The organism is Streptomyces sp. NPDC049585 (assembly GCF_040675615.1).
GTDB lineage: Bacteria > Actinomycetota > Actinomycetes > Streptomycetales > Streptomycetaceae > Streptomyces > Streptomyces luteosporeus.
Map to the genome: position 1 here is coordinate 121,876 of NZ_JBFAPE010000002.1, position 26,272 is coordinate 148,147.

General features: G+C 69.7%; 23 protein-coding genes and 1 pseudogene. 12 read left to right on the forward strand and 12 right to left on the reverse strand.

Going from position 1 to position 26,272, the window contains the following annotated elements; all coding sequences use genetic code 11:
* Window positions 1-204 precede the first annotated feature (204 nt).
* The 9 genes and pseudogenes from rpmH (at window position 205) to AB0K17_RS02995 (ending at window position 7,033) form a co-directional block, all read left to right on the forward strand.
* A complete protein-coding gene (gene rpmH / locus AB0K17_RS02955) occupies window positions 205-342 on the forward strand; it encodes a 50S ribosomal protein L34 (RefSeq protein WP_351567897.1) in 138 nt (45 codons plus the stop codon).
* Between the two features lie 26 nt (window positions 343-368).
* Window positions 369-731, forward strand: a pseudogene (gene rnpA / locus AB0K17_RS02960) (ribonuclease P protein component); the annotation flags it as partial.
* 89 nt (window positions 732-820) lie between these two features.
* Window positions 821-1,138 (forward strand): membrane protein insertion efficiency factor YidD, encoded by a 318-nt coding sequence (yidD, locus tag AB0K17_RS02965; RefSeq protein ID WP_365964972.1) that lies wholly within the window; start codon window positions 821-823, stop codon window positions 1,136-1,138.
* Window positions 1,139-1,141: 3 nt separating this feature from the next.
* Window positions 1,142-2,269 carry a membrane protein insertase YidC gene (gene yidC, locus AB0K17_RS02970; protein WP_365964973.1) on the forward strand — a complete coding sequence of 376 codons (1,128 nt, stop codon included), beginning with the start codon at window positions 1,142-1,144 and terminating at the stop codon, window positions 2,267-2,269.
* The gene (locus AB0K17_RS02975; RefSeq protein WP_365964974.1) at window positions 2,269-2,799 is read left to right on the forward strand and encodes a R3H domain-containing nucleic acid-binding protein; all 531 of its coding nucleotides are present in this window, start codon (window positions 2,269-2,271) and stop codon (window positions 2,797-2,799) included. Before yidC ends, AB0K17_RS02975 begins: the two co-directional genes overlap by 1 nt.
* An 86-nt stretch (window positions 2,800-2,885) precedes the next feature.
* Window positions 2,886-3,626, forward strand: coding sequence for a 16S rRNA (guanine(527)-N(7))-methyltransferase RsmG (gene rsmG / locus AB0K17_RS02980; RefSeq protein WP_365964975.1), 741 nt, complete (start codon window positions 2,886-2,888; stop codon window positions 3,624-3,626).
* A gap of 299 nt (window positions 3,627-3,925) precedes the next feature.
* A complete protein-coding gene (locus AB0K17_RS02985; protein ID WP_365964977.1) occupies window positions 3,926-4,978 on the forward strand; it encodes a ParA family protein in 1,053 nt (350 codons plus the stop codon).
* Complete coding sequence (locus AB0K17_RS02990; RefSeq protein WP_365981897.1) at window positions 4,975-6,099, forward strand: ParB/RepB/Spo0J family partition protein; 1,125 nt, start codon at window positions 4,975-4,977, stop codon at window positions 6,097-6,099. Before AB0K17_RS02985 ends, AB0K17_RS02990 begins: the two co-directional genes overlap by 4 nt.
* Before the next feature lie 316 nt (window positions 6,100-6,415).
* Window positions 6,416-7,033, forward strand: coding sequence for a GNAT family N-acetyltransferase (locus tag AB0K17_RS02995; RefSeq protein WP_344433010.1), 618 nt, complete (start codon window positions 6,416-6,418; stop codon window positions 7,031-7,033).
* A gap of 75 nt (window positions 7,034-7,108) precedes the next feature.
* Here the strand turns inward: AB0K17_RS02995 and trxA are convergent, their stop codons facing one another.
* From trxA to sigM, 4 genes are all read right to left on the reverse strand, one after another.
* Window positions 7,109-7,435 carry a thioredoxin gene (gene trxA, locus AB0K17_RS03000; protein ID WP_365964979.1) on the reverse strand — a complete coding sequence of 109 codons (327 nt, stop codon included), beginning with the start codon at window positions 7,433-7,435 and terminating at the stop codon, window positions 7,109-7,111.
* Between the two features lie 46 nt (window positions 7,436-7,481).
* Window positions 7,482-8,450 (reverse strand): thioredoxin-disulfide reductase, encoded by a 969-nt coding sequence (gene trxB / locus AB0K17_RS03005; RefSeq protein WP_344433012.1) that lies wholly within the window; start codon window positions 8,448-8,450, stop codon window positions 7,482-7,484.
* Window positions 8,451-8,564: 114 nt separating this feature from the next.
* Window positions 8,565-9,527, reverse strand: a complete 963-nt coding sequence (locus AB0K17_RS03010) for a hypothetical protein (RefSeq protein ID WP_365981898.1) — start codon at window positions 9,525-9,527, stop codon at window positions 8,565-8,567.
* Window positions 9,524-10,234 (reverse strand): RNA polymerase sigma factor SigM, encoded by a 711-nt coding sequence (sigM, locus tag AB0K17_RS03015; protein ID WP_365981900.1) that lies wholly within the window; start codon window positions 10,232-10,234, stop codon window positions 9,524-9,526. Before sigM ends, AB0K17_RS03010 begins: the two co-directional genes overlap by 4 nt.
* A gap of 211 nt (window positions 10,235-10,445) precedes the next feature.
* Between sigM and AB0K17_RS03020 the strand changes: the two genes are divergently transcribed.
* Complete coding sequence (locus tag AB0K17_RS03020) at window positions 10,446-10,991, forward strand: RICIN domain-containing protein (RefSeq protein ID WP_365981901.1); 546 nt, start codon at window positions 10,446-10,448, stop codon at window positions 10,989-10,991.
* A 104-nt stretch (window positions 10,992-11,095) separates the two neighbouring features.
* Here AB0K17_RS03020 and AB0K17_RS03025 read toward each other — a convergent pair whose 3' ends face one another.
* From AB0K17_RS03025 to AB0K17_RS03040, 4 genes are all read right to left on the reverse strand, one after another.
* Window positions 11,096-11,218: a hypothetical protein gene (locus AB0K17_RS03025; RefSeq protein ID WP_365981902.1), complete on the reverse strand. Its 123-nt coding sequence runs from the start codon at window positions 11,216-11,218 to the stop codon at window positions 11,096-11,098.
* 36 nt (window positions 11,219-11,254) lie between these two features.
* Window positions 11,255-12,937 carry a protein kinase family protein gene (locus AB0K17_RS03030; protein ID WP_365981903.1) on the reverse strand — a complete coding sequence of 561 codons (1,683 nt, stop codon included), beginning with the start codon at window positions 12,935-12,937 and terminating at the stop codon, window positions 11,255-11,257.
* A gap of 109 nt (window positions 12,938-13,046) precedes the next feature.
* Window positions 13,047-15,248: a murein biosynthesis integral membrane protein MurJ gene (gene murJ, locus AB0K17_RS03035; protein WP_365981904.1), complete on the reverse strand. Its 2,202-nt coding sequence runs from the start codon at window positions 15,246-15,248 to the stop codon at window positions 13,047-13,049.
* Between the two features lie 46 nt (window positions 15,249-15,294).
* Window positions 15,295-17,652: a DUF6049 family protein gene (locus AB0K17_RS03040; RefSeq protein ID WP_365981905.1), complete on the reverse strand. Its 2,358-nt coding sequence runs from the start codon at window positions 17,650-17,652 to the stop codon at window positions 15,295-15,297.
* Window positions 17,653-17,860: 208 nt separating this feature from the next.
* Here AB0K17_RS03040 and AB0K17_RS03045 point away from each other — a divergent pair, with 208 nt between their 5' ends.
* Window positions 17,861-19,324 (forward strand): CCA tRNA nucleotidyltransferase, encoded by a 1,464-nt coding sequence (locus AB0K17_RS03045; protein ID WP_365981906.1) that lies wholly within the window; start codon window positions 17,861-17,863, stop codon window positions 19,322-19,324.
* Window positions 19,325-19,400: 76 nt separating this feature from the next.
* Here the strand turns inward: AB0K17_RS03045 and AB0K17_RS03050 are convergent, their stop codons facing one another.
* The 4 genes from AB0K17_RS03050 to AB0K17_RS03065 form a co-directional block, all read right to left on the reverse strand.
* Entirely contained in the window at window positions 19,401-19,940 is a 540-nt protein-coding gene (locus tag AB0K17_RS03050; RefSeq protein ID WP_365981907.1) for a hypothetical protein, read from the reverse strand.
* Between the two features lie 107 nt (window positions 19,941-20,047).
* Entirely contained in the window at window positions 20,048-21,316 is a 1,269-nt protein-coding gene (locus tag AB0K17_RS03055; protein ID WP_365981908.1) for an MFS transporter, read from the reverse strand.
* 81 nt (window positions 21,317-21,397) lie between these two features.
* Entirely contained in the window at window positions 21,398-22,480 is a 1,083-nt protein-coding gene (locus AB0K17_RS03060; protein WP_344433023.1) for an inositol-3-phosphate synthase, read from the reverse strand.
* A gap of 50 nt (window positions 22,481-22,530) precedes the next feature.
* On the reverse strand, window positions 22,531-23,118 hold the full coding sequence (locus tag AB0K17_RS03065) for a helix-turn-helix transcriptional regulator (RefSeq protein ID WP_365964989.1): 588 nt from the start codon (window positions 23,116-23,118) through the stop codon (window positions 22,531-22,533).
* Window positions 23,119-23,512: 394 nt separating this feature from the next.
* Between AB0K17_RS03065 and AB0K17_RS03070 the strand changes: the two genes are divergently transcribed.
* Window positions 23,513-26,146 (forward strand): transglycosylase domain-containing protein, encoded by a 2,634-nt coding sequence (locus AB0K17_RS03070; protein WP_365981909.1) that lies wholly within the window; start codon window positions 23,513-23,515, stop codon window positions 26,144-26,146.
* Window positions 26,147-26,272: the final 126 nt, after the last annotated feature.

The window sequence follows — 26,272 nt, forward strand, 5'->3', positions numbered from 1 at the left end:
TGACCAGGTCGAGTTGTCGATGGCTGCTGCCGCCTGCCTCCGATGGGCAAAGGTCGCGATCTCGTCGGGTTCTCTCCCCGGGATGCTTGCCGAGTTCGTGGTCATGAAGCGGTGCACTTGGGCGCACTTGCGAGCTACTCGTGGGCGCACGGTGACAGCCAGGCGATGTACCGCCATCACACGATTCATTTCTGGAGTCCCCGAGTGAGCAAGCGCACCTTCCAGCCGAACAACCGTCGTCGCGCGAAGACCCACGGCTTCCGCCTGCGCATGCGCACCCGCGCCGGCCGCGCGATCCTCGCGTCCCGCCGCAACAAGGGTCGCGCCAGCCTGTCGGCCTGAGCAGCCACGACGTCAAGGTCCATGACGTGCTGCCTTCCGAGTCCCGGCTGAGGCGGCGCGAGGACTTCGCGACCGCGGTTCGCCGGGGACGCAGGGCCGGCCGCCCGCTCCTCGTCGTCCACTTCCGCAGCGGTACCACGGACCCGCACCCACCTGGGGGAATTGTCCCCCCGGTGCGTGCGGGTTTCGTCGTGAGCAAGGCCGTCGGCGGTGCCGTGGTGCGCAACCTGGTCAAACGCAGGCTGCGCCACCTGGTGCGTGAACGGCTGGATCGGCTGCCCGCCGGTAGCCTGGTGGTGGTGAGAGCCCTGCCCGGCGCGGGCGAGGCCGACTACGGACAGCTGGCCGGCGACCTCGACGCAGCGCTGCAGCGGCTTCTGGGCGGGGGCACCCCCGGCGGAGCCAAGGGGAGGGCGCCGCGAAGCAATCCCCCGGGGGGTGACCCCCGGAGTCCCGGTCACCCGGGAGGGAGCGCACGGTGAAGTACCCGCTGCTCTGGCTGATCAAGATCTACCAGTGGACCATCAGCCCGTTGTTGGGCCCGGTCTGCAAGTACTACCCCTCGTGCTCGCACTACGGCTACACGGCCATCGACGTGCACGGCGCGATCAAGGGATCGGTACTGACCGCCTGGCGCATCCTGCGCTGCAACCCGTGGTCGCTCGGTGGCGTCGACCACGTTCCTCCCCGGAAGCGTCCGGTCTGGCACCAGCGGCTGAGGAGCCGACTGGGCGGACACCCCGCCACGGTGGCCGCCGCACAGCCCGAGACTCAGCCCAACGCCCAAGGAGCCTGATTCGTGGACACGATCCTCGGTCCTCTCTATGACGCAGTTTCCTGGATCATCGTCCAGTTCCACTCGTTCTACAGCCTGATCTTCAACAAGGACAGTGGAGCGGCGTGGGGCCTGTCCATCGTCTCGCTGGTGGTGCTGATCCGCATCTGCCTGATCCCGCTCTTCGTGAAGCAGATCAAGGCCACGCGGAACATGCAGGCGCTCCAGCCGAAGATGAAGGCGATCCAGGAGCGCTACAAGAGCGACCGGCAGCGCCAGTCCGAAGAGATGATGAAGCTCTACAAGGAGTCGGGCACCAACCCGCTCTCGAGCTGCCTTCCCATCCTGGCCCAGTCGCCGTTCTTCATCTCTCTGTACCAGGTGCTGAACCACATCGCCAGCGGCCGGACCGTCGGCGTGATGGACCAGGCCCTGGTGGACAGCGCCCGTAAGGCGCACATCTTCGGTGCCCCGATCGCGTCCAAGTTCATGGACAGCGCCGGCAAGGTCGAGTCCCTGGGCGCCACGCTCACCGACGTTCGCGTCGTCACGGTCATCATGATCGTGCTGATGTCGCTGTCGCAGTTCTACACGCAGCGCCAGCTGATGACGAAGAACGTCGACCTCACGGTGAAGACGCCGTTCATGCAGCAGCAGAAGATGCTGATGTACGTCTTCCCGATCATGTTCGCCGTCTTCGGCATCAACTTCCCGGTCGGTGTCCTGGTCTACTGGCTGACCACCAACGTGTGGACCCTGGGCCAGCAGATGTTCGTGATCCGCCGCAACCCCACCCCCGGCAGCCTCGCGTTCAAGCAGCGCCAGGAGCGCCTGCGCGCCAAGGGCAAGCTCAAGGAGGACCCGGCCGAGGTCGAGTCCCGCCAGGCCGCCGAGGCGGCCCGTGCGTCCCGCCAGCAGCCCAAGCGGCAGACCAAGGCCAAGCGCCAGGGCGCCGGTGCCACCGGCGCGACCGGTACGGCCGGTACCACCGGTCACGCCCGGGCCACCGCGGGCAACGGCGAGGAGACCTCCCTCGAGAAGCCCGAGGAGCCCGGTGCCGGCAAGGGCAAGCAGGCCGGTGGCTCGGCCCGCGGCAAGTCCGGTCAGCGCAAGGGCGGCCCGCAGCGGCCCAAGCACCCCTCGAAGAAGTGATGAAGGAGTCCACCGTGACGGACACGCAGCCCCAGACCGCCGCTGAGGGCACCACCGACACCCTCTCCCGCCTGGAGCAGGAGGGCGAGATCGCGGCCGACTACCTCGAGGGCCTGCTGGACATCGCCGACCTCGACGGCGACATCGACATGGACGTCGAGGCCGACCGCGCCTCGGTGTCGATCATCAGCGACACCACCAGCCGCGACCTGCAGAAGCTCGTCGGCCGGGACGGCGAGGTGCTCGAAGCCCTCCAGGAGCTCACCCGCCTCGCGGTGAACCGGGAGACCGGGGACCGCAGCCGCCTGATGCTCGACATCGCCGGTTACCGCGCGCGCAAGCGCGAGGAGCTGGCCGGGCTGGGCGCCAAGGCCGCCCAGGAGGCCCGCAGCACCGGTCAGCCGGTCAAGCTGGACCCGATGACCCCCTTCGAGCGCAAGGTCGTCCACGACGCGGTGGCCGCGGCAGGGCTGCGCAGCGAGTCGGAGGGCGAGGAGCCCCAGCGCCGAGTCGTCGTCCTGCCCGCCTGACCCACTCACGCCTTCAGGTGTGCACGGCCCCGTCTGCCCGGCAGGCGGGGCCGGCCTGAATCCCAGCCCGTATCCCCAGACGAACGATGTTGTACGGAAGGACGGTCCCCGTGGAAGAGGCAGCGGAGCTCCCCCCGGCGCCCGAGGCGGCGCGGGCGGTTTTCGGTGACCGCTTTCCGGAGGCCGTCCGTTACGCGGAGCTGCTCGCGGACGCGGGCGTCAAGCGGGGCCTGATCGGTCCCCGTGAGGTGCCCCGGCTGTGGGAGCGGCACCTGCTGAACTGCGCGGTCCTCGCCGAGGCCGTGGCGGACGGCGTGTCCGTGTGCGATGTGGGCTCCGGAGCCGGGCTGCCCGGCATCCCGCTGGCCCTCGTCCGTCCCGACCTGCAGATCACCCTGCTGGAGCCGCTGCTGCGGCGGACGACGTTCCTGCAGGAGGTCGTCGAGCTGCTGGGCCTGGACCATGTGACCGTGGTCCGCGGCCGGGCGGAGGAGATGCTCGGCAAGATCGACCCCGTGCATGTGGTCACCGCCCGTGCCGTGGCGCCGCTGGACCGGCTGGCGGGCTGGGGCGTCCCGCTGCTGCGGCCGTACGGCGAGATGCTGGCCCTCAAGGGCGACACGGCCGAGGAGGAGCTGAAGGCCGCGCGGGCCGCGCTCAGCAAGCTGGGGGTCGTACGGACCTCGGTGCTGCACGTCGGCGAGGGCGTCGTCGACCCTCTGTCCACCCTGGTGCGGGTCGAGGTCGGCGAGAGCCCCGGTGGTGTGCGCTTCGCCGCCAAGAGGGCGAAGGCCGCCCGCTCCACCCGGGCGCGTCGCCGCCGCTGAGCTTCGTACCGCTGATTTCCGGTGCACGCCGCCCTACGGGGCGGCGAATGCTCCATACAAGCTGGCAAGACGACTCGTCACGGAGTGTCGCTCCGCTGTAGCGAGGTGTGCCATGCATCGTGTTTCACGTGAAACATCGCTCGCTGCTGCAGGGAATCATCGGTCGAGGTCGTGCCGCCGCGGCAACGCGTGACCGCCAGGCGGTCGAGGCTGTGGGCCGTGGGAACGACGATTCATCCACAGGCCCGGGGGATTCATCCACAGGAGAACGGGCCTCGCTGGTTCATGACCCCGAAAGCATGGCAGGCTCTGTGCATCGCGAGCCTGAAGTCGAGGAGAGTGAATCCTTGCGGTCCGACGCCAATCTTGGGGGACCGATGACCGACCCGGTCCCCGGTCCCCGCCCCTCCGACTCCCCATCGACGGCCGCTCATGGAGTTCCGCCCATGGGCGAGCTCGTTTCACGTGAAACGCCGCCGCCCCCCATGCCCCGGCCCGAGCGCACCCGGGTGATGGTCGTCGCCAACCAGAAGGGCGGGGTCGGTAAGACCACGACCACGGTGAACCTGGCCGCCTCCCTGGCGCTGCACGGCAACCGGGTGCTGGTCATCGACCTCGACCCGCAGGGCAATGCCTCGACCGCACTGGGCATCGACCACCATGCCGAGGTGCCGTCGATCTATGACGTCCTCGTGGACAGCAAGCAGCTGTCCGACGTGGTGCAGCCCGTGCGCGACGTGGAGGGGCTCTTCTGTGCCCCCGCCACGATCGACCTGGCCGGCGCGGAGATCGAGCTGGTCTCGCTCGTGGCACGGGAGAGCCGGCTGGACCGGGCCATCAAGGCGTACGAGCAGCCGCTGGACTACATCCTCATCGACTGTCCGCCCTCGCTCGGCCTGCTCACCGTGAACGCCCTGGTGGCCGGCGCGGAGGTGCTGATCCCCATTCAGTGCGAGTACTACGCACTGGAGGGCCTGGGGCAGCTGCTGCGCAATGTCGAGCTGGTACGGGGGCACCTGAACCCCAAGCTCCATGTCTCCACGATCCTGCTGACGATGTACGACGGCCGGACGAGGCTCGCTTCCCAGGTGGCCGAGGAGGTGCGCAGCCACTTCGGACACGAGGTCCTGCGCACCAGCATTCCGCGTTCGGTGCGCATCTCCGAGGCGCCCAGCTATGGGCAGACGGTTCTGACCTACGACCCGAGCTCGAGCGGTGCGCTGTCCTACCTGGAGGCTGCCCGGGAGATTGCACTGCGGGGGGTCGGGGTGCACTACGACGGCAGCAGGGCCCACATGGTGGGCCGCCAGCAACAGCACGAACAGCACAGCATGTCGGAGGGGCTTCAGTGAGTGAGCGACGTAGAGGACTGGGCCGGGGGCTTGGTGCGCTGATCCCGCCGGCGCCGAAGGGAGGGGAGACGGGGGGACCGATCGTGGGGGCCGGGGCCACGTCCCCGACCGCGGTGCCGGTGCTGACTCCCGAGCGGGGGGTTGCCGCGGCGAAGGTTGCCACGCTTGCAGTGGAGGACGCCCCTTCCCAGGACACTCTGCGCGAGCCGGGGGGCCACGACGCCGATGCGCACGCCGTTTCACGTGAAACGGATGGCGCGAGCCCGGCCGGTGCCCACTTCGCCGAGCTGCCGCTGGACTCCATCACGCCCAACCCGCGCCAGCCGCGCGAGGTCTTCGACCCGGACGCCCTGGCCGAGCTGATCGCATCGATCCGCGAGGTCGGCCTGCTCCAGCCCGTGGTCGTCCGTCAGCTGGGTCCGGGGCACTACGAGCTCATCATGGGGGAGCGCCGCTGGCGGGCCTGCCGTGAGGCCGGCCTGGAGCGGATCCCCGCCATCGTCCGGGCCACCGAGGACGAGAAGCTGCTGCTGGACGCGCTGCTGGAGAACCTCCACCGGGCCCAGCTGAACCCGCTGGAAGAGGCGGCCGCCTACGACCAGCTGCTCAAGGACTTCAACTGCACGCATGACGAGCTCGCGGACCGCATCGGGCGTTCCCGCCCTCAGGTGTCCAACACCCTGCGCTTGCTGAAGCTCTCACCGGCCGTGCAGAAGCGGGTGGCCGCGGGCGTGCTGTCCGCCGGCCATGCCCGGGCGCTGCTCTCGCTCGACGACCCCGAGGCGCAGGACGACCTGGCCCGGCGCATCGTCGCCGAAGGGCTGTCCGTGCGGTCGGTGGAGGAGATCGTGACCCTGATGGGGTCCCGGCCCAAGAACGCGCGGGCCAAGGGGCCCCGGGCCGGCGGCCGGGTGTCGCCGGCACTGACCGATCTCGCCTCCCGGCTGTCGGACCGCTTCGAGACCAGGGTGAAGGTCGACCTGGGTCAGAAGAAGGGCAAGATCGTGGTCGAGTTCGCCTCGATGGAGGACCTGGAGCGCATCCTGGGAACGCTCGCGCCCGGCGAGGGCCGCGTCCTGGAGCAGCGGCTTTCCACCGGCGAGGGCGAGGCCGCCGAGTAGGAGCGCCCTGGCTGACGCTCGTTGATGGGCGGGTGTGTTTCACGTGGAACGTTTGCGTGCAACACACCCGCCCTTTGCCTTGTCGCGCTGTCCGCTCAATCGGGTCGCGGATACGATGCGTTGAGGTATGGCACATCCACGTTGGACACGGTTCACGGAGGGGCGGGGCCATGCGATCGGTGAGCCGGACCGGGCTGGTGGCAGCAGGCTTGGGCCTGGGGGCAGTCGGCGGTTTCGTCGGCAGTTTCCTGAGGGAACGCAGCGCACTGAGCGCCGCCCGGGGCGTGGCAGACGACGGAAGTGAGGAACTGGCTGCATGGGGCGTCGGCTCGTACCGCTCACGCTGGACAACCTCCCGGACCTGCCCAAGCGCTGCCGCGCCTGCGTCTTCTGGGAGTTGGACCCCGTCAGCGGCGAAGCCGCGCTGAGAGCCGGTCGACCCGAGCTGGAGAAGGAAGCCTGGATCTCCGCCGTGCTCCTGGAGTGGGGTTCCTGCGGCCGGGTGGTCTATGTGGACGACGTGCCGGTGGGCTTTGTGCTCTACGCTCCCCCGGCCTATGTGCCGCGCTCGACCGCCTTTCCCACCAGCCCCGTCGCCGCGGACGCGGTGCAGCTGATGACCGCCTGGCTGATGCCCGCCTACCAGGGCCAGGGTCTGGGCCGGGTCATGGTGCAGACGGTCGCCAAGGATGTGCTCAGGCGTGGCTTCAAGGCGATCGAGGCGTTCGGTGATGCCCAGTGGAAGGACCCGGCCTGTGTCCTTCCCGCCGACCACCTACTGGCGGTGGGCTTCAAGACCGTACGGCCGCACCTGCGCTATCCCCGGCTTCGGCTGGAGCTGCGTACGGCGCTGTCGTGGCGGGAGGACGTCGAGCTGGCCCTGGACCGGCTGCTGGGCGCGGTACAGAAGGAACCCGCACTGCGGCCCCTGTAATGCGAGAACGGGACTGCCCCCTCAGGGGGGCAGTCCCGTTTCACGTGAAACAGCGCGTGGCTTACGCGTGGATGCTTACGCGTGGATGAAGTCGGAGAGCTCGCGCTCCAGCGCCGCCTTCGGCTTGGCGCCCACGATGGTCTGCACGACCTCGCCGCCCTTGTAGACGTTCAGGGTCGGGATCGACATGACACCGTACTTGGCGGCGGTCGACGGGTTCTCGTCGATGTTCAGCTTGACGATCTCGATCTTCTCGCCGTACTCGGCGGCGATAGCCTCCAGCGACGGGGCGATCTGGCGGCACGGACCGCACCACGCGGCCCAGAAGTCCACCAGGACGGGCTTGTCGCTCTTGAGGACGTCCTCGTCGAAGGAAGCGTCGGTCACGTTCTTGAGAGCCACTGAGGTCTCCTCGGGTCTTTCTGCGTGGGGTGGGGGGTGGGGTGGATCAGGGGGTCTTCTCGGGCTCCCGGACCTTCTCGCTGTCCGTGAGGGAAGCGAGGAAACGCTCGGCGTCGAGTGCCGCGGAGCACCCGGTGCCGGCGGCGGTGATCGCCTGGCGGTAGGTGTGGTCGACCACGTCACCCGCGGCGAACACACCCGTGAGGTTGGTGCGGGTCGAGGGGGCTTCCACCTTGAGGTAGCCCTCGTCGTCCAGCTCCAGCTGGCCCTTGAACAGCTCGGTGCGCGGGTCGTGGCCGATGGCGATGAACAGGCCCGTCACCGGCAGCTCGGAGGTCTCACCGGTCTTGAGGTTGCGCAGCGTCAGCCCGGACAGCTTGCTCTCGCCGTGGATCTCGGCGACCTCGCTGTCCCAGATGAAGCGGATCTTCGGGTCGGCGAAGGCGCGCTCCTGCATCGCCTTGCTCGCCCGCAGGGTGTCCCGGCGGTGGACGATGGTGACCGACTTGGCGAAGCGCGAGAGGAAGGTGGCCTCCTCCATCGCGGTGTCGCCACCGCCGACGACGACGATGTCCTGGTCCTTGAAGAAGAAGCCGTCGCACGTGGCACACCAGGAGACACCGCGGCCGGAGAGCTCGTCCTCGCGGGGCAGGCCCAGCTTGCGGTGCTGGGAGCCGGTCGTCACGATCACGGCCTTGGCGCGGTGGACGGTGCCCGCCGAGTCCGTCACGGTCTTGATCTCGTCGCTGAGGTCGACGGCGACGACATCGTCCGGGATCAGCTCGGCGCCGAAGCGCTCGGCCTGGGCCCGCATGTTGTCCATGAGGTCCGGGCCCATGATCCCCTCACGGAATCCCGGGAAGTTCTCCACGTCGGTGGTGTTCATCAGCGCACCACCAGCGGTGACGGCGCCCTCGAAGACCAGAGGCTTCAGGGAGGCGCGGGCGGTGTAGAGCGCGGCCGTGTAGCCCGCAGGCCCGGAGCCAATGATGATCACGTTGCGGACGTCGCTCACGGGTGTCTTCCTTGTCTGCCGACAGCTGTATGGGTCCTTGCTGGGTCTCACCCCACCCAACGGATCCTACGGGGCGAGCATTCCCGGCGTGGACGACAGCGCGGCGCGCCACCCTCAGCTGCGCGGCAGGGTCAGCTGCCTCAGCACCTTCCCGGGCGCCGGGGCGGATGCGGTCTCGCACGAGGACGCCACCACATAGGCATCGACGAGCTGCGCGTCGCCCGGGTGGGGCAGCACCACCAGGTACGCGTCCTGCCCGTCGTACGTCTCCCGGTGGGCGGCGAGCGCCGGCTCGGAGCGGCCGATGCCCTGGCGGACGCACGGCGGTTCCACGGTCGCCGATGTGGTCGGTGTGCCGTCGGTGGAGGTGCGGGGACTGATTGGGCTGATCCCCTGTGCTCCGGCACTCTGGCCGTCCGGCGCCTTGAAGGACTGGTGGAGCAGGCTCGCCACCCTGGCGGAGAGGTCGTCCGCGGCGAGGGGGGACAGGGTGGCCTGGCTGCTGCCGGCTGCCGGTCCGTCGGCGTGCTGATCGGCGTCCTGTCCGGACTGCAGGAAGAAGGTGCCCACACCGATCACGGCTGCGGCACAGGCCGCCCCCAGCAGAGCCCGGGACCAGCGCCGGGGGCGCCGCGTGCCGGGGCCGGAGGCGGCGGGTGCCTGGCGACCCGGTCCGGTGACGGCGCGGGGGCGCGGACGGGAACGGTGCTCAGCCGTTTCACGTGAAACATGCTCGTGTGCAACACGGACGGAGGAGCTCTGCCCCTCGTTCTGCTCCCCCTCCGCCGTTTCACGTGAAACAACGGAGTCGGCCCCGGGGACGGTGGCATCGAGCAGGGCCTCGGCGGCCAGCGCCGCGTCGATCCGCTCGGCGACATCCACCGGCATCCGGGCCGGGCCGGGCAGCGTGCCCAGCAGGTCCTTGATCTCCGTCAGGGAGCTGTGGACGTCCTCGCAGACGGCGCAGTCGGCCAGGTGCTCCCGGACGTCCGCCGTACGGGACGGGGAGAGGATGCCCTCGGTGAGCGCGGAGATCTCCGCGACCTCCGGGTGCCCATCCGTGCCGGTCCTGGTCACGCTCGCCCACCTCCGCCCTTCACTGGATCCGAGTCGTTCTGCCCCGCCGGTGGTGGGACGGATGCGCCCTGCGACCGGTTCCTTTCCCTCCCGGCGGAGGCGCTACCCATGCCGTCGTGGCGCAGATGGGTGAGCATCGGCAACAGCCGTGCCCGGCCCCGGGCGCATCTGCTCTTCACGGTGCCGGGTGGCACCCCCAGGACGGCGGCCGCCTCCGCCACGGGATACCCCTGCATGTCGACGAGGACCAAGGCGGCCCGCTGGTCCGGTGGCAGCTTCGCCAGGGCACGGATCAGTTCACGATGCAGATCCCCGCGCTCGGCCGGCGCGGCGGCCGACTCGTGCGGTTCGAGGAGCTGCTCCAGGCGCTCGGTCTCGGCGAGCGGCGCGGTGCGCCGGGAGGCGGCCTTGCGGGCGCGGTCCAGGCAGGCGTTGACCGTGATCCGGTGGAGCCAGGTCGTCACCGCGGACTGGCCCCGGAAGGTGTGGGCGGCCCGGTAGGCGGAGACCAGGGCGTCCTGCACGGCGTCGGCGGCCTCTTCCCTGTCCCCGAGGGTGCGCAGCGCGATGGCCCAGAGCCGGTCGCGGTGCCGGCGCACGATCTCGGCGAAGGCATCGGGGTCCCCACCGACGTGCAGGGCCAGGAGCTCGGCATCCGTACTATCCGCCGGATCCCGCTGGCGCAGTTCACCGTCTTGCGATGCCACTCACCCAGCCCCTAACGCTGCCCAGCATCCATGATGGGACTAATCTATGAGATTTTCGGCAGTCGTGTTAAGGCGGCTACTTACCCAAGATGGGGATCACTTTTTAAGGCATAAACTGGACCAGCTTTGGCTGAAAGTGATCTGGTGGCTCCAGTGAGTGCTCATAACATGGGGCAGTCGGCTTTGATGTTTATGTTGCGCACTTTGGGGAATGGGGGCCACCTTGAGGCCGGGGCGTAAAAGCGTGACAGTAGCGGCTATTGGGGTTTCGGCGATTTTGCTGAACTCGCCCGCAAGTCAGGCGGCCAACTATAAGGCTCTGCTGGTGAATGGAGGAAGTAGTAGATGTTTGGAAGTGGAGAATTCCAGTACCGATAACGGCGCGAGGGTCCAGCAGTGGAGTTGTAATGGGCAGCCGGGGGCTCGATGGACTCTGGAATTTGAGGCGGAAGGTACGGAGGGGGTGGAATATTTCATGATAGTGAACCGGAACAGTGGAAAGTGTTTGGAGTTTGAAAACTCCAGCACAGACAACGGTGCCCGAGCTCAGCAGTGGGACTGTAACGAGCGTCTGGCTGGTCATTGGTGGCGAGGGGTTCAGATGAGCAATGGAAAGTGGGCCATAGAGAACTTGAACAGCCGGAAAGTTCTAGAAATTAGCAATTCAAGCTATGCTAATGGAGCGCCTGCCCAGCAGTGGTCTCTCTCTGTGACGGCGCCAGGCCAGGAATGGATCTGGGTAAAAGGGGCGGGGTAGATGATTGGCCTGCTGGTGTCGGTCTGCTGAGGCCAAGCGGGTCGCACGCAGTTCGAAATAAACGGTCCGACAGTAGAGGGAGAGCTGGCCGTGTGTATAACCAGCTACTGGCCGACCAGCTCCCCCGTTGACGACTGGTCGGCTTCGGCGAAGGCGTCGGGGTCCCCATCGACGTGCAGGGCCAGGAGCTCGGCATCGCTTGCGCCGTCACGAGCGACGTCGTCCACCGTCGAGCCCTCCCCCTGACCGACACGACCTGACGGTCAGCCGGTGAATCGCACTTCGGTGATGGCCTGTTTGTAGCCGGGATCGGTAAAGGTCTCATCATCGCGTGGAGCCAGGGGCACGTCCGTTACCCAGACCAGGACGTACCGGGTCTTGACGGGTTCCTTGAGCGAGACCGTCACCGTCTTCTCCGACGTCTGTCCCGTGGCCACCGGTTTCATGGCGCGCGGCTTCTTGGAAGGGCTCAGGGAGTCGACCGCGTAGAGGGAGAGTTTCGTGTGGTTCCCGCCATAGCGGAACTGGACCGTCGCGCCGTTGAGGTCCTGGTTGTCGCCCAGGTCGTAGACGATGCCGACGCCTTCCTTGAACGGAGCGAGCTTCGGCCCGTCGTTGAAGGTCCTGGTGCGCCAGTACGTGCCCGGGTCGTTGTCGTATGTCTCCCGCACATGGTCGCTCTGCTGCGGCAGCCCGTCCGGTGCGTACTCCTTGGCTCCCTGGATCTGGAGGGGCCTCGGTGTCTTCTGCGGGTTGTCGTCGCCCGACGACTGTGAGCGCGGGGTGTCCTCTTCGCCGTCCTTGAGCAGGGTGTCCGCCAGCTGCCAACTGCCCAGTCCGAGGGCGGCGATGAGCAGGGCCGACACCGTCCACTTCAGGGCCCGTCCCGTGCGGCCCTCCAGCGGAGGCGGAGGCACGGGCACCGGCGGGGCCGGTGCGGCGCCGCGCGCCGCGGCGTGGGGGCGGGGGTAGGGGGGCGGGGTCGTGAAGTCGGGCTCCGGCGGCCGGATGCGCGGCATCGCGGCGACCGCCTTGGCCAGCTCCTCCGGCGTGGTGCACGGCGGCTCCTGGCGGGAGGCGGTGGCGCCGTCGTTGACCAGGGCGCGCATGGCGAGCTCCGACAGCCCGCGGTGGACGCCGGCACGGACCTGGTCGGGGGCGATGAGGCCGACGCCCTTGGGCAGGCCGGGCAGCCCGTGGGCGTTGCCCTCGTAGGGCCAGCGCTGGGTGAGTGCCGCGTACAGCAGGGCGCCGATGGCCTCGGTGTCGGTGCGCTGCGGGTGTTCGGAGGTGATGCCGCGCAGGGCGGCCATGACGGCGAGGCCGCGGATGCGGTACTGCCCGGTCGCCGTACGCAGCACGGACCCGGGGTTGAGACGCAGGTGGGCGAGCCCCTCGCGGTGGGCGGCGGCCATGGCCTGGGACACCTGGCTGACGAGCTGGTACGCCTCGTGCGGTTCGAGCGGGCCGGAGGCGAGGACGGGAGTCAGCTCGGTGGCGTCGGGCAGCCACTCGTGGACCACGTAGACGAGGTCGTTCTCCTCGACCGCGTCGAGGACCTGGACGAAGCGGGGATCGCCGAGCAGGGCGGCGGAGCGGGCGGCGGCGAGGACGGGCCGGGCCCGGGGGTGGTCGGCGGGCAGGAGGTGGACCCCGACGGCGCGGCGCAGCTTCTCGTCGACGGCACGCCAGCTGCTGAATCCCTCCAGACGGGTGACGCACTCCTCCAGGCGGTACCTTCTGGCGAGCTTGTGACCGCTGTGCAGCTCGGGCTGCTGTGCGTCGCGCGCGGGGCTTTTGCTCTCCGCGCGCGAGTGGTCCTGGTGGGTGCTGGCCTTCTTCTGGGCCTTCGCCCCGTCGGCCGTGGCCGGGCCCGCCTGGGCGGTCAGCGGCTGGTCGCCGCTGTTGCCAGCCACGTCGACGGCAGCCGTGCTCCGTTCCGCCACCGTCGTTCCTGCCTCCCCATCCGTTGCACGCTGTCCACAGCCAAGACAATTGTGCCCACAGTCCGGCGCTATGCACGACACGCGGCGGCGGGCGATGGTTGTGCTCCGGTCAGCGACCGAGACGCCCGCGCACCATACCGACCATGGCGTTCAACTCCTCCACGCGCATCCGCTTCGCGGTGAAGAAGAAGACGACGATCAGGAGCAGTCCGCCACCGACCAGGGACGCGAGCGATCCGAGGACGCCGTTGCCCAGGCCCTGACCGATTCCGTAGGCCGCCGCGCCGGCGACGAGCGAGGCGGGGACGCAGGCGCCGATGAGGCGGGCGTAGGTGCGCACGACGCGCGCGCCGTCCAGGTCGGTGCCCAGCCGCGCTGCCAGCCTGCGCCAGGCGACGCCCACACCGACGGCGTAGGCGAGACCGTACGAGGCGGCCATGCCGGCGACCGCCCAGCGGGCGGGCAGGACGAGGTAGCTCACGAAGGAGGCGGCGCCGTTGACCGCGGCGACGATCACCGTGTTGTAGAACGGCGTACGCGTGTCCTCGTAGGCGTAGAAGCCGCGGAGGATGACGTACTGCGCGGAGAACGGGATCAGACCGAGGCCGAAGGCCATCAGGATGTAGCCGATGTTGGTGGCGGCGGAGACACCCGAGCCACCGAACATCAGGGTCGTCATCGGGACGCCGAGCGCCAGAAAGGCGAACGCGCAGGGCACGATCGCGACGGCCGAGGTGCGCAGGCCGTGGGAGAGATCGTCGCGGACGGCGACGGCGTCCCCGTCGTGGGCGGCACGGGAGATCCGCGGCAGGACGGCGGTCATGACCGAGACGGTGATGATGGCCTGCGGCATCTGCCACAGCTGCAGGGCGAAGTTGTAGGCGGTGATGCCGGTGCCCTTGTGCCCGGCCTTGTCGGCCAGGGCGCCGGCCTTGGTGGCCAGCTGGGTGACCACGACCATGCCCAGCTGGTTGGCGAGGACGAAGAAGAGGGTCCACTTGGCCAGGCCCGCGGCCTTGCCGAGGCCCTGGCCGCGCCAGTCGAAGCGCGGCCGGATGCGGAAACCGGCGTCCCGCAGGTAGGGGAACATCGCCAGGGCCTGGACCGCGAGACCCAGCAGCGTGCCGATGCCGATCAGGCGGACGCCCTCCGGCGTGATGGTCGCGGCGCTGACGTCCGTGCTGGTGAAGGGACCGAAGGCCCAGATGAAGGCGCCGAAGGTGGCGATGATGATGATGTTGTTCAGGACCGGGGTCCACATCATCGCGCCGAACCGGCCCCGGGCGTTGAGGATCTGCCCCAGGACGACGTGCACGCCCATGAAGAACAGGGTCGGCACGCAGTAGCGGGCGAAGGCGACCGCCACGTCCATCCGTGCCGGGTCGTCGGCGATCGTCGGCGACATCATCCGGATGAAGAGCGGAGCGCCCAGCACACAGAGGGTGGTGACGCCGGCCAGCAGCACGACCACCAGGGTCAGGAGGCGGTTGGCGTAGGCCTCGCCGCCGTCCTCGTCGTTCTTCATGGCGCGCACCAGCTGCGGGATGAACACCGAGTTCAGTGCGCCACCGGCGACGAGGATGTAGATCATCGTCGGCAGGACGTTGGCGACCTGGTAGTCGTCGTTGAGCGTGCTGACACCGATGGCCGCGGCCATCACCAGGTTGCGGCCGAAGCCCAGGAGGCGGGAGACCATCGTGCCGGCGGCCATGATCGCGCTGGACTTCAGCAGACCCGCGGCCTTGCCACCCTTGCCGGCGGCCGGTGCCTCGGCCACCTGCTCCGGTTCCGGTTCGGTGGTGGGCTCGGTCGGCTGCGGTGCGACGGGCGGGGGCACGTAGGCGCCCGGCGGGGGCACCTGGCGGCCCACCGGCTGCTGGGGCTCGTAGGGCTGCTGCTGGTCGCGGTAGAGGTGGGCGAAGGCGTCGCGGGGCCGGCCCTCGGCGGGCTGCTCGTCGAAGCCGCCCACACCCATGATCTGGGTCTCGTCGGCGTCACCGTACGGCTGCGGCTGCGGCTGCGGCTGCTGTTGCTGCGCCTGCGGCGGGGCGTACTGGGCCTGGGCCGGCGGCCATGTCTGCTGGCGGGGGTAGGGGGCCGAGGCGTAGGTGTCCCGCAGGTACGGGTCCCGTGCGTACGGGCCGCCCTGCTGACCCTGGTCCGTTCCGCCCGTCGTGCCCATGGCGCCCTGGTCCATCACGGGGGGAGGCGTCTGGCCGGGCGGAATGTGGGCAGGCGGGATCGGCGGGTACGGACCCCGCTGCCCACCGCCGGTGCCCTGACCGCGGTCACCGTCGTACGGCGCGCTCATCGCTACCCCACCTCATCGTCGGCGGCGGGCTGGCCCCACCGCACGCTCAACGTTCCACTTTCTCACCCGGGCCGGACGGCTCACCGTTCCGCGCCCCGGTTTCGGCTGCCGGATCACCCGGCTGCTCGGGCTCGTCCTCGCCGGTTCCGCCCTCGCCGTCGCCGGGCCGGTCGCCACCGGGCCCTTCGCCGCCCGCGTCCGGTCCGCCGTCCTGGCCGGGACCGTCACCGGCGGTGCCACGGGCGGCCGCCCGCTTGCGTCGCTGGAGGTAGATCCGCAGGCCTGCGAGGACGAGGAGGAGCACCCCACCGGCGATGACCAGCAGAACCATAGGGGTGATGGAGGTGACATGCACAGTGAAGCGGATCGGTTCGCCGTACGGCTGGCCGTCCTCGGCGTAGAGCCGGGCCGTCACCTGCACCGGGCCGTTGGCGTTGGCCCGGGTCTCGAACTTCACCGTCTGCTGCCGTCCGCCGCCGACCTCGACGGGCTGGGAGGCGTCGATCTTGAGGCGGTTGGGCTGGCTGGAGGTGAGGACGAGCTTGAGCCCGCGGACCCCCTGCAGCAGGCCGTTGTGCACGGTCACGGGGATGGTCGCGCTGCGGCCGGAGAGCGTGGCGTCGGACTTCTTGATCAGCTGCACCTGGCGGGTGAGCTGGTCGAGGTAGGACTGCACGGCGTCCCGGAAGGCGGCCGCACCCTGCGGGTCGCCGCGCCAGGACGTGGACATCTCCCGCATGATCGCGCTGCCGAAGGGGGTGACCACGCGGTCCTGGGCGGTGAGGATGACCTTGAAGCTGTCCAGGGTGGTCTGGGTGCGCTGGATCGCCTCGAACGCCTCGGTGGGCAGCTCCTGGGCCCGCAACGCGTCCGGGTAGGACCCCGGGCCGGGAACGTGCCGGCCGGCCGCCGGGTCGGGCTGGAAGGCGGCCGCGGCGCCCAGATCGGCGGACTGGCTCCAGCGGCCGTCCGCCAGAGCGCCCAGCGCGGTCGCCATCGCCTGGGCCTGGCTCGCCGTGGGCATGCGCTGCGGGGCGACGACGATGCTGCGCTCGTTGTCCGGGGCCTGCTTGGTGACCACGAGGCTCTGGGCCAGGAAGCGCTGCACGGCGAGGGAGGCGTCCTCGGCCCGGATCATGTCGCCCTGGAAGGCGGTGGAGAGCCGGGCGTCGGCCACGATCGCGGTGTTGCCGCCGCCGATCTGCCGGGCCGCCGTCGGGGCGTAGGGGACGGGCTCGCGGAGGCTGTCGCTGCGGGCGATGACGTTGTGGGCGCCGGCCGAGGTGGCCACGTCCACGATGGAGGAGTCGACAGCGCCGTCGACGGGCCAGGCGAAGTCCGTGCGCGGCTTCACGCCGAGGATCGTGTCGACGGTGGTCGAGGCCAGCTCGGTGGCGGACTGCAGGTGGCTGAGGGCGCCGGAGACGTCCTTGCCCCGGTGGGCCAGGGAGGCGATGTCCGGGTCGCCGAAGGGCAGGGCCACCACCTGGTGGTCGGCGACGGCCTGCTGCAGCTGGTTGAGCCACTGCTTGGCCACCGCCTGACCGTGGCCGGGGGTGTTCTCCTGCCCGTTGCGGCCGCTGACGTGGTAGCTCTTCGTCATGGCCTCGACGGTGGCGAGCAGGTCCGGGTCGATCACCCAGGTGACCGGCAGGTTCTTGCCGAGCGCCACGAGCTGCTGCAGGCGCCCGCCGGGCGCGAGCTCGGCCGCGAGGTCGTCGTTGGGGAAGACCGGCGTCTGCTGCTGGTCGGACTCGGTGCGGGCCGTCAGGTGGGTCGCCGAGATCAGCGGCCACAGGAAGGTCAGCCGGGTCTTCTTGCCGTCGGTCGCGGAGGGCTGCCAGGGCAGGAGCGTGCGCTGGATGCCCAGCACACGCTCGTAGGACTGCCCGCCGGACTGCCCGGAGAGCGTGACGCCCAGCTGGTAGACGCCGTCCTTGCTCAGGTCGAGGTCCTTGGCGGGCACGCTCAGGGTGAAGTCGCGGCTGGTGCCCGGCGGCAGGCTGTCGAGCTTCTGGGCGTGGTTGCCGCCGACCTCGGAGCCGTCGGAGGACGAGTAGGGGGCCTGGTCGCCGATGGCGTCGATGTCACTGCGCGTGGTGACCTGGGGGCCCACCCGCAGCCCCACGTGGGCGCCGGTGATCGTCGAGCGGCTGTTGTTGGTGACGTGACCCGAGACGACGAGCGTGTCGTCCTGCTTGGGCGCGACGGGGGCCAGGGAGTCCACGGAGACGTCGACCGCGGACGTGCCGCCGGACTCCGCCGCCCGGGCCGCGGGCAGCTGCCCCAGCCCCAGGACCACCAGCAGGCCGGTGAGCACCAGGACGGCCCAGCGTGACCGCCGGAAGGCAGGAGCGGGCCGTGTCCCGTACAAGGCCTCCTGGACCTCTGCCGCCTCGGCCACGCGCTCGCCCGTCCCTCGTCGTGTCAGTGGTCGTCGGATGGTGCGTCCACGAATGGTAACGAGGCCCGCTGTGGCGAAGTGCCGCGGACCGCATCACAAGATCGCCACCGGGTCCGTTGTCCGGGCTGCGCCTGCTTTGCCGGAGCTGCCGGAAACCGCCCCATAACGAGGAGGCCGCGGCGCGCGCGGACACGTACCCTCTTCTGTTGTGCCGAACGCCAACCATGACAGCCCCACCCTGCCGTCGACCAACGAGCTCAGCCAGGCGCAGCGCCGTGCCGTGAGCGAGCTCCTGCGGGTCTCCCCCGTGGCCGACGACCTCGCCCGCCGCTTCCGGGACGCCGGCTTCACGCTCGCCCTGGTCGGCGGATCCGTGCGCGACGCGCTGCTCGGCAGGCTCGGCAACGATCTCGACTTCACCACCGACGCCCGTCCGGAGGACGTGCTGAAGATCGTGCGGCCGTGGGCGGACGCCGTCTGGGAGGTCGGCATCGCCTTCGGGACCGTGGGGTGCCGCAAGTCGGACTTCGACATCGAGGTCACCACATACAGGTCGGAGGCGTACGACCGGACCTCCCGCAAGCCCGAGGTCTCCTACGGCGACTCCATCGAGGAGGACCTCGTCCGTCGCGACTTCACCGTCAACGCGATGGCCGTGAAGCTGCCGGAGAAGGAGTTCGTCGACCCGCACAACGGTCTGCAGGACCTGGCGGCCCGGGTGCTGCGCACCCCGGGGACGCCGGAGGAGTCCTTCTCGGACGACCCGCTGCGCATGATGCGGGCCGCGCGGTTCGCGGCCCAGCTCGACTTCGAGGTCGCCCCCGAGGTCGTGGCCGCCATGACCGGGATGGCCGAGCGGCTGGAGATCGTCTCCGCCGAGCGGATCCGGGACGAGCTGAACAAGCTCATCGTCTCCGACCACCCCCGCAAGGGCCTCGCCCTGCTCGTCGACACCGGTCTGGCCAAGCGGGTCCTGCCCGAGCTGCCGGCCCTGCGGCTGGAGCGCGACGAGCACCACCGCCACAAGGACGTCTACGAGCACACGCTCACCGTCCTGGAGCAGGCCATCGACCTGGAGACCGAGGGCCCCGACCTGGTGCTGCGCCTGGCGGCACTGCTGCACGACATCGGCAAGCCCAGGACGCGCCGCTTCGAGAAGGACGGCCGGGTCTCCTTCCATCACCACGAGGTGGTGGGTGCGAAGATGACCAAGGCGCGGCTGACCAAGCTCAAGTACTCCAACGAGATGGTCAAGGACGTCTCGAAGCTGGTCGAGCTGCACCTGCGCTTCCACGGCTACGGCACCGGCGAGTGGACCGACTCGGCCGTGCGCCGGTACGTGCGCGATGCCGGCCCGCTGCTGGAGCGGCTGCACAAGCTGACGCGCTCGGACTGCACGACCCGCAACAAGCGCAAGGCCAACGCCCTCTCCCGCGCTTACGACGGTCTGGAGGAGCGCATCGCCCGCCTGCAGGAGCAGGAGGAGCTGGATGCGATCCGCCCGGACCTGGACGGCAACGAGATCATGACGATCCTCGGCATCAAGCCCGGTCCGGCGGTCGGCAAGGCCTACCAGCACATGCTGGAGCTGCGCCTGGAGCACGGGCCGATGAGCCACGAGGCGGCGGTCGCCGCCCTCAAGGAGTGGTGGGCGGCCCAGGACCAGGGCTGACGTTCAGGGCCGACGTTTCACGTGAAACGTCAGCGGGGCGGTGTTTCACGTGAAACACCGCCCCGCTGCTTTTCCCTTACTTCTTGTTGTCCGCCAGGCAGAGCACGAAGTTGTTCCGGCGCTCTTCCCAGGTCAGGGCGGCGACGGTGCCCTCGACGCCGTTGCACACCGAGTCGGAGTAGGTGCCGCTGACCTTCTTCAGCACCTTGTGGGTGGCCTTGGCGTCGGTGCAGTCCACCTTGTGGATCTCCGGCTTGTTCTCGGTGCCGGAGTTCCGCAGGCAGTCGCCGACCGCGAGCTTCTGGGTGTCGTCGCCCTTGCTGAAGAACCAGCCGCAGGCGGCCACGATGATCGCAATGATCGGGACCACGACCTTGCGGATGAACTTCAGCTTCGAGCGCTTGGGCGGCTGCACCGGGTTCCCGGGGAAGGTGCCGGGCTGGCCGTAGGGAGCCGGGGGCTGCTGGCCGTAGGGGCCGGGCTGCTGGGGGTACGGACCCGGCTGCTGCGGGTACGGGCCCGGCTGCTGGCCGTACGGGGCGGGCGGCTGCTGGCCGTAGGGGGTGCCGCCGCCCTGGGGGGCGTACGGGTGCTGGTTGGGCGGCGGAGTGGTCACGGGTGTCCTCTGGAGCGTTGAAAATCAGACAGGCGGTGCAGCGTAAGGTACCCCGTGTCCATGACATTCCAGGGTTTTCGAGCGGTCCTGTGGCCTTGATGTAACACTTATCGGCGGCTAAATCCCGCCAATGCGGCAGTAATCGCCGCATAGAGAAAAGCCGTCACCAGGATCAGGGCGGCTGAGCGGCCGTCAGGCGGCAGCATGAGGGCGGCCACGGCTGCCGCGCCGACGAAGGCGACGTTGAACAGCACGTCGTACACGGAGAAGATCCGCCCCCGGAAGGCGTCGTCGATGGACGCCTGCAGCACGGTGTCCGTCGTGATTTTGGCCCCCTGCGTGGTGATGCCCAGGGCGAACGCCGCGACCAGCATGGGAGCGGGAGCGAAGGGCAGGCCGAGCGCGGGTTCCAGGAGCGCCGACGCCCCGGCGCAGGCGAGCATCCAGCCGCGGCGCCCCAGCCGCTGCACCGCCCAGGGCGTGACGAGGGCGGCGGTGAAGAACCCGGCCCCCGACGCGGCGACGGCGTAGCCGAGCAGGGCCAGCCCGGTCGATCCGTCACCGGCCCAGGCATGCCGGCACAGCACCAGCACCGTGACCGTCAGCGCCCCGTAGCAGAAGCGCATGAGCGTCATGGCCGCCAGCGCCCGGGCCGCGACGGGGCGTTGTGCAAGGTGACGCAGCCCCTCGGCGAGCCCCCGGGCGGTGGCCGCCACCGTCGTCCGCAGCCGGATGTCCGGTGCCGGGACGTCCGGGCCGAGCAGGTCGGCGGGCAGCCGCAGGGCGCTCAGCCCGGCGACCAGATAGAGGACACCGCTCAGGAGCACCACTCCGGCGTCCGAGACGCCGCCCCCTGATGTGCCGAGCCGTGCGGCGAAGGCCAGGCCGCCGCCGGCCGTGGCGGCGAGCGTGCCCGCGGTGGGGAAGAGGGAGTTGGCGATGACCAGGCCCTCGGGGGAGTCCACGACGCGGGGGAGCGACGCCGAGAGCCCGGCGAGGACGAAGCGGTTGACGGCGGTGACCGAGAGCGCGGAGGCGTAGAAGAGGCCGTCGGGGACGTGGGCGACGATGAGCAGTGCGGTCACCGCGGCCAGCGCGCCGCGCAGCAGGTTGCCGTGGAGCAGCACCTGGCGGCGGCGCCAGCGGTCGAGGAGCACTCCGGCGAAGGGGCCCAGCAGGGAGTAGGGCAGGAGCAGGACGGCCATGGCGGAGGCGATGGCCGCGGCGGACGCCTGCTTCTCGGGGGAGAAGACGACGTACGCGGCGAGGGCGACCTGGTAGACGCCGTCGGCGGCCTGGGACAGCAGCCGGACCGTCAGCAGGCGGCGGACGGGGCGCAGCCGGAGCAGAACGCGGAGATCCCGCACGACAGGCATGGCGCACAGCCTCACACACCACAGGGGTCCCCGGGCGGACAACCCGGGGACCCCTGTGAGTGACGAGCAGCCGAGGGCGCCTTAGCGCTCGACCTCGCCCTTGATGAACTTCTCGACGTTCTCGCGGGCCTCGTCGTCGAAGTACTGCACCGGCGGGGACTTCATGAAGTACGAGGAGGCGGAGAGGATCGGGCCACCGATGCCCCGGTCCTTCGCGATCTTCGCGGCGCGCAGGGCGTCGATGATGACACCGGCGGAGTTCGGGGAGTCCCAGACCTCGAGCTTGTACTCCAGGTTCAGCGGGACGTCGCCGAAGGCGCGGCCCTCGAGGCGGACGTAGGCCCACTTGCGGTCGTCGAGCCAGGCCACGTAGTCCGAGGGACCGATGTGGACGTTCTTCTCGCCCAGGTCGCGGTCGGGGATCTGGGAGGTGACGGCCTGCGTCTTGGAGATCTTCTTGGACTCCAGGCGCTCGCGCTCGAGCATGTTCTTGAAGTCCATGTTGCCGCCGACGTTCAGCTGCATCGTGCGGTCGAGGACGACGCCGCGGTCCTCGAAGAGCTTGGCCATCACGCGGTGCGTGATGGTGGCGCCGACCTGCGACTTGATGTCGTCACCGACGATCGGCACGCCGGCCTCGGTGAACTTGTCCGCCCACTCCTTGGTGCCGGCGATGAAGACCGGGAGGGCGTTGACGAAGGCGACCTTGGCGTCGATGGCGCATTGCGCGTAGAACTTGGCGGCGTCCTCGGAGCCGACCGGCAGGTAGCAGACCAGGACGTCGACCTGCTTGTCCTTGAGGACCTGGACGACGTCGACCGGGGCCTCGGCGGACTCCTCGATGGTCTCGCGGTAGTACTTGCCGAGGCCGTCGAGGGTGTGGCCACGCTGGACGGTCACGCCGGTGGCGGGCACGTCGCAGATCTTGATGGTGTTGTTCTCGCTCGCACCGATGGCGTCGGCGAGGTCGAGGCCGACCTTTTTCGCGTCGACGTCGAACGCGGCGACGAACTCCACGTCACCGACGTGGTAGTCGCCGAACTGCACGTGCATCAGACCCGGCACGCGGCCGTTCGGGTCGGCGTCCTTGTAGTACTCGACGCCCTGCACCAGCGAGGCGGCGCAGTTGCCCACACCCACGATCGCTACGCGAACCGAACCCATTGGCGGTTGCTCCCTGTTTGTACTCGACGAAGCCCTGCGGGGTGCAGGACTCACTTGTCCGGGCCGTTGCGTGTGTCACGCCCGGCCCGCTCGCTCTCGATCAGCTCGTTCAGCCAGCGGACTTCGCGCTCCACGGACTCCATGCCGTGCCGTTGGAGTTCGAGGGTGTAGTCGTCCAGCCGTTCCCGGGTGCGGGCCAAGGAGGCGCGCATCTTCTCCAGGCGCTCCTCCAGCCGGCTGCGGCGGCCTTCCAGCACCCGCATCCGTACGTCCCGCGAGGTCTGTCCGAAGAACGCGAACCGGGCGGCGAAGTGCTCGTCCTCCCAGGCGTCCGGGCCGGTGTGGGTCAGGAGCTCCTCGAAGTGGTCCTTGCCCGCGGCCGTCAGCCGGTAGACGATCTTGGCCCGCCGTCCGGCCAGGGCCGCCGTGGAGGCGGTTTCCGGAGCGCTCCCGGGCTCCTCGACCAGCCAGCCGTTCGCCACGAGGGACTTCAGGCAGGGGTAGAGGGAGCCGTAGCTGAACGCGCGGAACACCCCGAGCGAGGTGTTCAAGCGTTTCCGCAGCTCGTAGCCGTGCATCGGGGACTCGCGGAGCAGGCCGAGGACGGCGAACTCGAGGATGCCGGAGCGTCTGCTCATATTTCGCCTCCTTGTCCCCCACAGCCTAGTCCTTGATGATCCGATCCTTATTGGTCCCTTATGCCGAGCTGATGTATCGACTCGATACATCCAGACGATAGGGCCGGCGCCCCGAGCGGACAAGAGCGGGCACGGTGAACGAGGTCACATCACTGATTCGTGGGACACAACGGGCCTGATTTGGAGTGAAGGTCCGCAGAGGGCGTGATTTGGCCGTGCGTAGTCTGTGCGGCATGCAGACCAGCGGGAACCGGGTGACGCCGACACGCGTCCTCGACCCGTATGCAGCAGTGCGGACCGTAGCTCGGGGGGACAGCCGGCTCGCACACCGGGGGGAACGCAAGCCACCTGCAGCTGTCAGGCGCACAGTGCCTGCCCGAGGAGTAATCGTTCGATGAGCGAGCACCGCCGCAAGCCGCCGCAGCCTCAGGGCGGCGGACGAGCCGCGGCCCGTCGCGCGGCCCCGCAGCCGGCGTCCGGCCGTCGCGCCGCACCACACAGCAATCCGGGCGCGCCGGGTCACGGCCGTGACGGGGCCCGGGCCGTCGGCCGGGCCGACACCCGCCGGAGCGACCGGCGATCGAGCGCCCCCGGCGGGCGCAGACGCCCGCCGGCCGCGGGAGCGGCCGGCGGGGGCCGCGGCGGCAGGAGGGACGGCCGGCCCGCGGCGAAGCGCTTCATCGACTACCCGCGCGCGGGGAAGACGGGCGCACGGCGCTGGATCCCGTCCTGGAAGCTGATCACCGGCATGATCGTCACCTTCGCCGGCCTGATCGTGGGCATCGTGGGCGTCGCCCTTGCGGTGGTGCAGGTGCCCGATGCGCAGAAGGCGTCGAAGGTCCAGAAGAACGTCTACTACTGGTCCGACGGCAAGCAGATGGTGGTCGCCGGCGGCGGCAGCCTCAACCGGCAGATCGTGCCGATCAGCCAGATCCCCACGTCCATGCAGAACGCGGTGATCTCCGCCGAGAACGCCAGCTTCGAGAAGGACTGGGGCGTCGACCCGATGGGCATCCTGCGCGCCGTCGTGAAGATGGCGCAGGGCGGTGAGACGCAGTCCGGCTCCACCATCACCCAGCAGTTCGTGAAGAACACCTACCTGAGCCAGGAGCAGACGCTCAAGCGCAAGGCCACCGAGCTGCTGATCTCGGTGAAGGTGGGAGCGACCAAGGACAAGCCCTTCATCCTGGCCGGCTACCTCAACACCGCCTATTACGGACGCGGCGCGTACGGCATCCAGGCGGCGGCCCGCGCGTACTTCGACAAGGACTGCGCGGACCTCACGCCCAGCGAGAGCGCGTTCCTCGCGGCGACGCTGAACGGCCCGAACCTCTACGACCCGTACGGCGGCCAGGGGCCGGCGGCGACGCCGGAGAAGAACACCAAGCGCGCCACGGACCGCTGGAAGTGGACGCTGGACCGTGAGGTCCAGGTCGGCCGCATGGACAAGGCCGAGCACGACAAGTGGGTGGCCAAGGGCTTCCCGCAGCCGCAGAAGCCCAAGCCGGCGACCAACCGGGCGGGCCAGATCGGCTACCTCACCGACCTCGCCGACAACTACATCGTCGCCCACTCCAAGATCAGCAAGGCCGAGCTGGACAAGGGCGGCTACCAGATCTACACGACGTTCGACCGCGACAAGATCAACGCGCTGGCGCAGTCCGTCGAGGAGGTCCGCAAGGCCAACATCAAGCCGAAGGTGCGCGACGTCGACCAGTTCGTGCAGTTCGGCGGCGCATCGGTGGAGCCCAAGACCGGCAAGATCGTCGCCATCTACGGCGGCGAGAACGCGCTGGAGCACTACACCAACAACGCCGACTACACCGGCGTCCAGGTCGGCTCGACCTTCAAGCCGTTCGTGCTGGCCGCCGCGATGACCCACGGCAAGCGCAACCCCGGCCTCGGCCCCAACCAGAGCGACAGCCAGCGCACTGTCGTCTCGCCGGACAGCATCTACAACGGGAACAACAAGCTGACCCTGCGGACGTACAACGGCACCGTCTGGCACGACCAGGACGGCAAGGAATGGCACCAGCCGAACGACGGTGACGAGGACAGGGGCCTCATCACGCTGCGCACCGCCATGCAGTTCTCGGTGAACACCCCCTACATCCAGCTCGGCATGGACGTCGGCACGGACCTGGTGAAGGAGGCGGCGCTCAAGGCGGGCCTGGACAAGGACCAGCTGGCCTCGATCACGCCCACCTTCTCGCTGGGCACCTCCGCCCCCAGCGCCATCCGGCTCGCCGGCGCGTACGCGACCTTCGCGGCCTCCGGCAAGCAGGTCGACCCCTACTCGGTGGAGAAGGTGGAGAAGGACGGCAAGCCGGTCTACGAGCACGAGCTCAAGAGCGCCCAGGCCTTCGATGCCAACGTCGCCAACAACGTCACCGACGTGCTGAAGACGGTCGTGGAGTCGGGCACCGGCACCAAGGCCAAGCTCGGCGACCGTCCGGTGGCGGGCAAGACCGGTACGACCGACGGCAACCGCTCGGCCTGGTTCGCCGGCTACACCCCGCAGCTGTCGACGGCGATCGGCATGTACCGCGTGGACCCGAACGCCAAGAAGCAGGAGTTCCTCTCGATGCGCGGCGTGGGCGGTCAGCCCACGATCCACGGTGCGTCGTTCCCCGCCGAGATCTGGGCCGACTACATGGGCCAGGCGCTCAAGGGCCAGCCCGTGATGCAGTTCGACCCGCCGCAGCCGATCGGCCAGAAGGTCTACGGCGACGGGGCGAGCCCCGTCCCCAGCCCGGTGCCCTCGGCGTCGGCGGCCTCGCCCTCCCCGGCGGCGTCCCCCTCGCCCTCGAAGTCCCCCTCCGCCTCACCCTCGCCGAGCGCGTCCTGCGGTGGCCTGTTCGAGCCCAAGTGCAAGCCGAACGGTGGCGGCAAGGGCAACGGCGGCACGACCGGTGGGCCCGGTGGTACGGGCGACACCGGCGGCGACACCGGCGAAACCCCGACGAGCGGCCCGACCCGCCGCGGTCAGCAGGGCGGTGGCGGCCTCTTCGGCGGCCCCGGCGGCTGATTGTCATACGAATAGGCGCGATGCGCCTGAGCAGGTCGTTTCACGGGCCGTCCCGCACGTTCGCGGGGCGGCCCGTGCGGTTGTCCACAGGCTCCGCACCGCTCCTGGCCCGTACGGCAGGATGGG

Coding starts and splice junctions, on each gene's coding strand:
- AB0K17_RS02975 (WP_365964974.1), top strand. CDS start 2,269: ATGAAGGAGTCCACCGTGACGGACACGCAGCCCCAGACCGCCGCTGAG.
- rsmG (WP_365964975.1), top strand. CDS start 2,886: ATGTTGTACGGAAGGACGGTCCCCGTGGAAGAGGCAGCGGAGCTCCCC.
- AB0K17_RS02985 (WP_365964977.1), top strand. CDS start 3,926: ATGGCAGGCTCTGTGCATCGCGAGCCTGAAGTCGAGGAGAGTGAATCC.
- AB0K17_RS02995 (WP_344433010.1), top strand. CDS start 6,416: ATGGGGCGTCGGCTCGTACCGCTCACGCTGGACAACCTCCCGGACCTG.
- AB0K17_RS03020 (WP_365981901.1), top strand. CDS start 10,446: ATGGGGGCCACCTTGAGGCCGGGGCGTAAAAGCGTGACAGTAGCGGCT.
- murJ (WP_365981904.1), bottom strand. CDS start 15,248: ATGAGCGCGCCGTACGACGGTGACCGCGGTCAGGGCACCGGCGGTGGG.
- AB0K17_RS03055 (WP_365981908.1), bottom strand. CDS start 21,316: ATGCCTGTCGTGCGGGATCTCCGCGTTCTGCTCCGGCTGCGCCCCGTC.
- AB0K17_RS03060 (WP_344433023.1), bottom strand. CDS start 22,480: ATGGGTTCGGTTCGCGTAGCGATCGTGGGTGTGGGCAACTGCGCCGCC.
- AB0K17_RS03065 (WP_365964989.1), bottom strand. CDS start 23,118: ATGAGCAGACGCTCCGGCATCCTCGAGTTCGCCGTCCTCGGCCTGCTC.
- AB0K17_RS03070 (WP_365981909.1), top strand. CDS start 23,513: ATGAGCGAGCACCGCCGCAAGCCGCCGCAGCCTCAGGGCGGCGGACGA.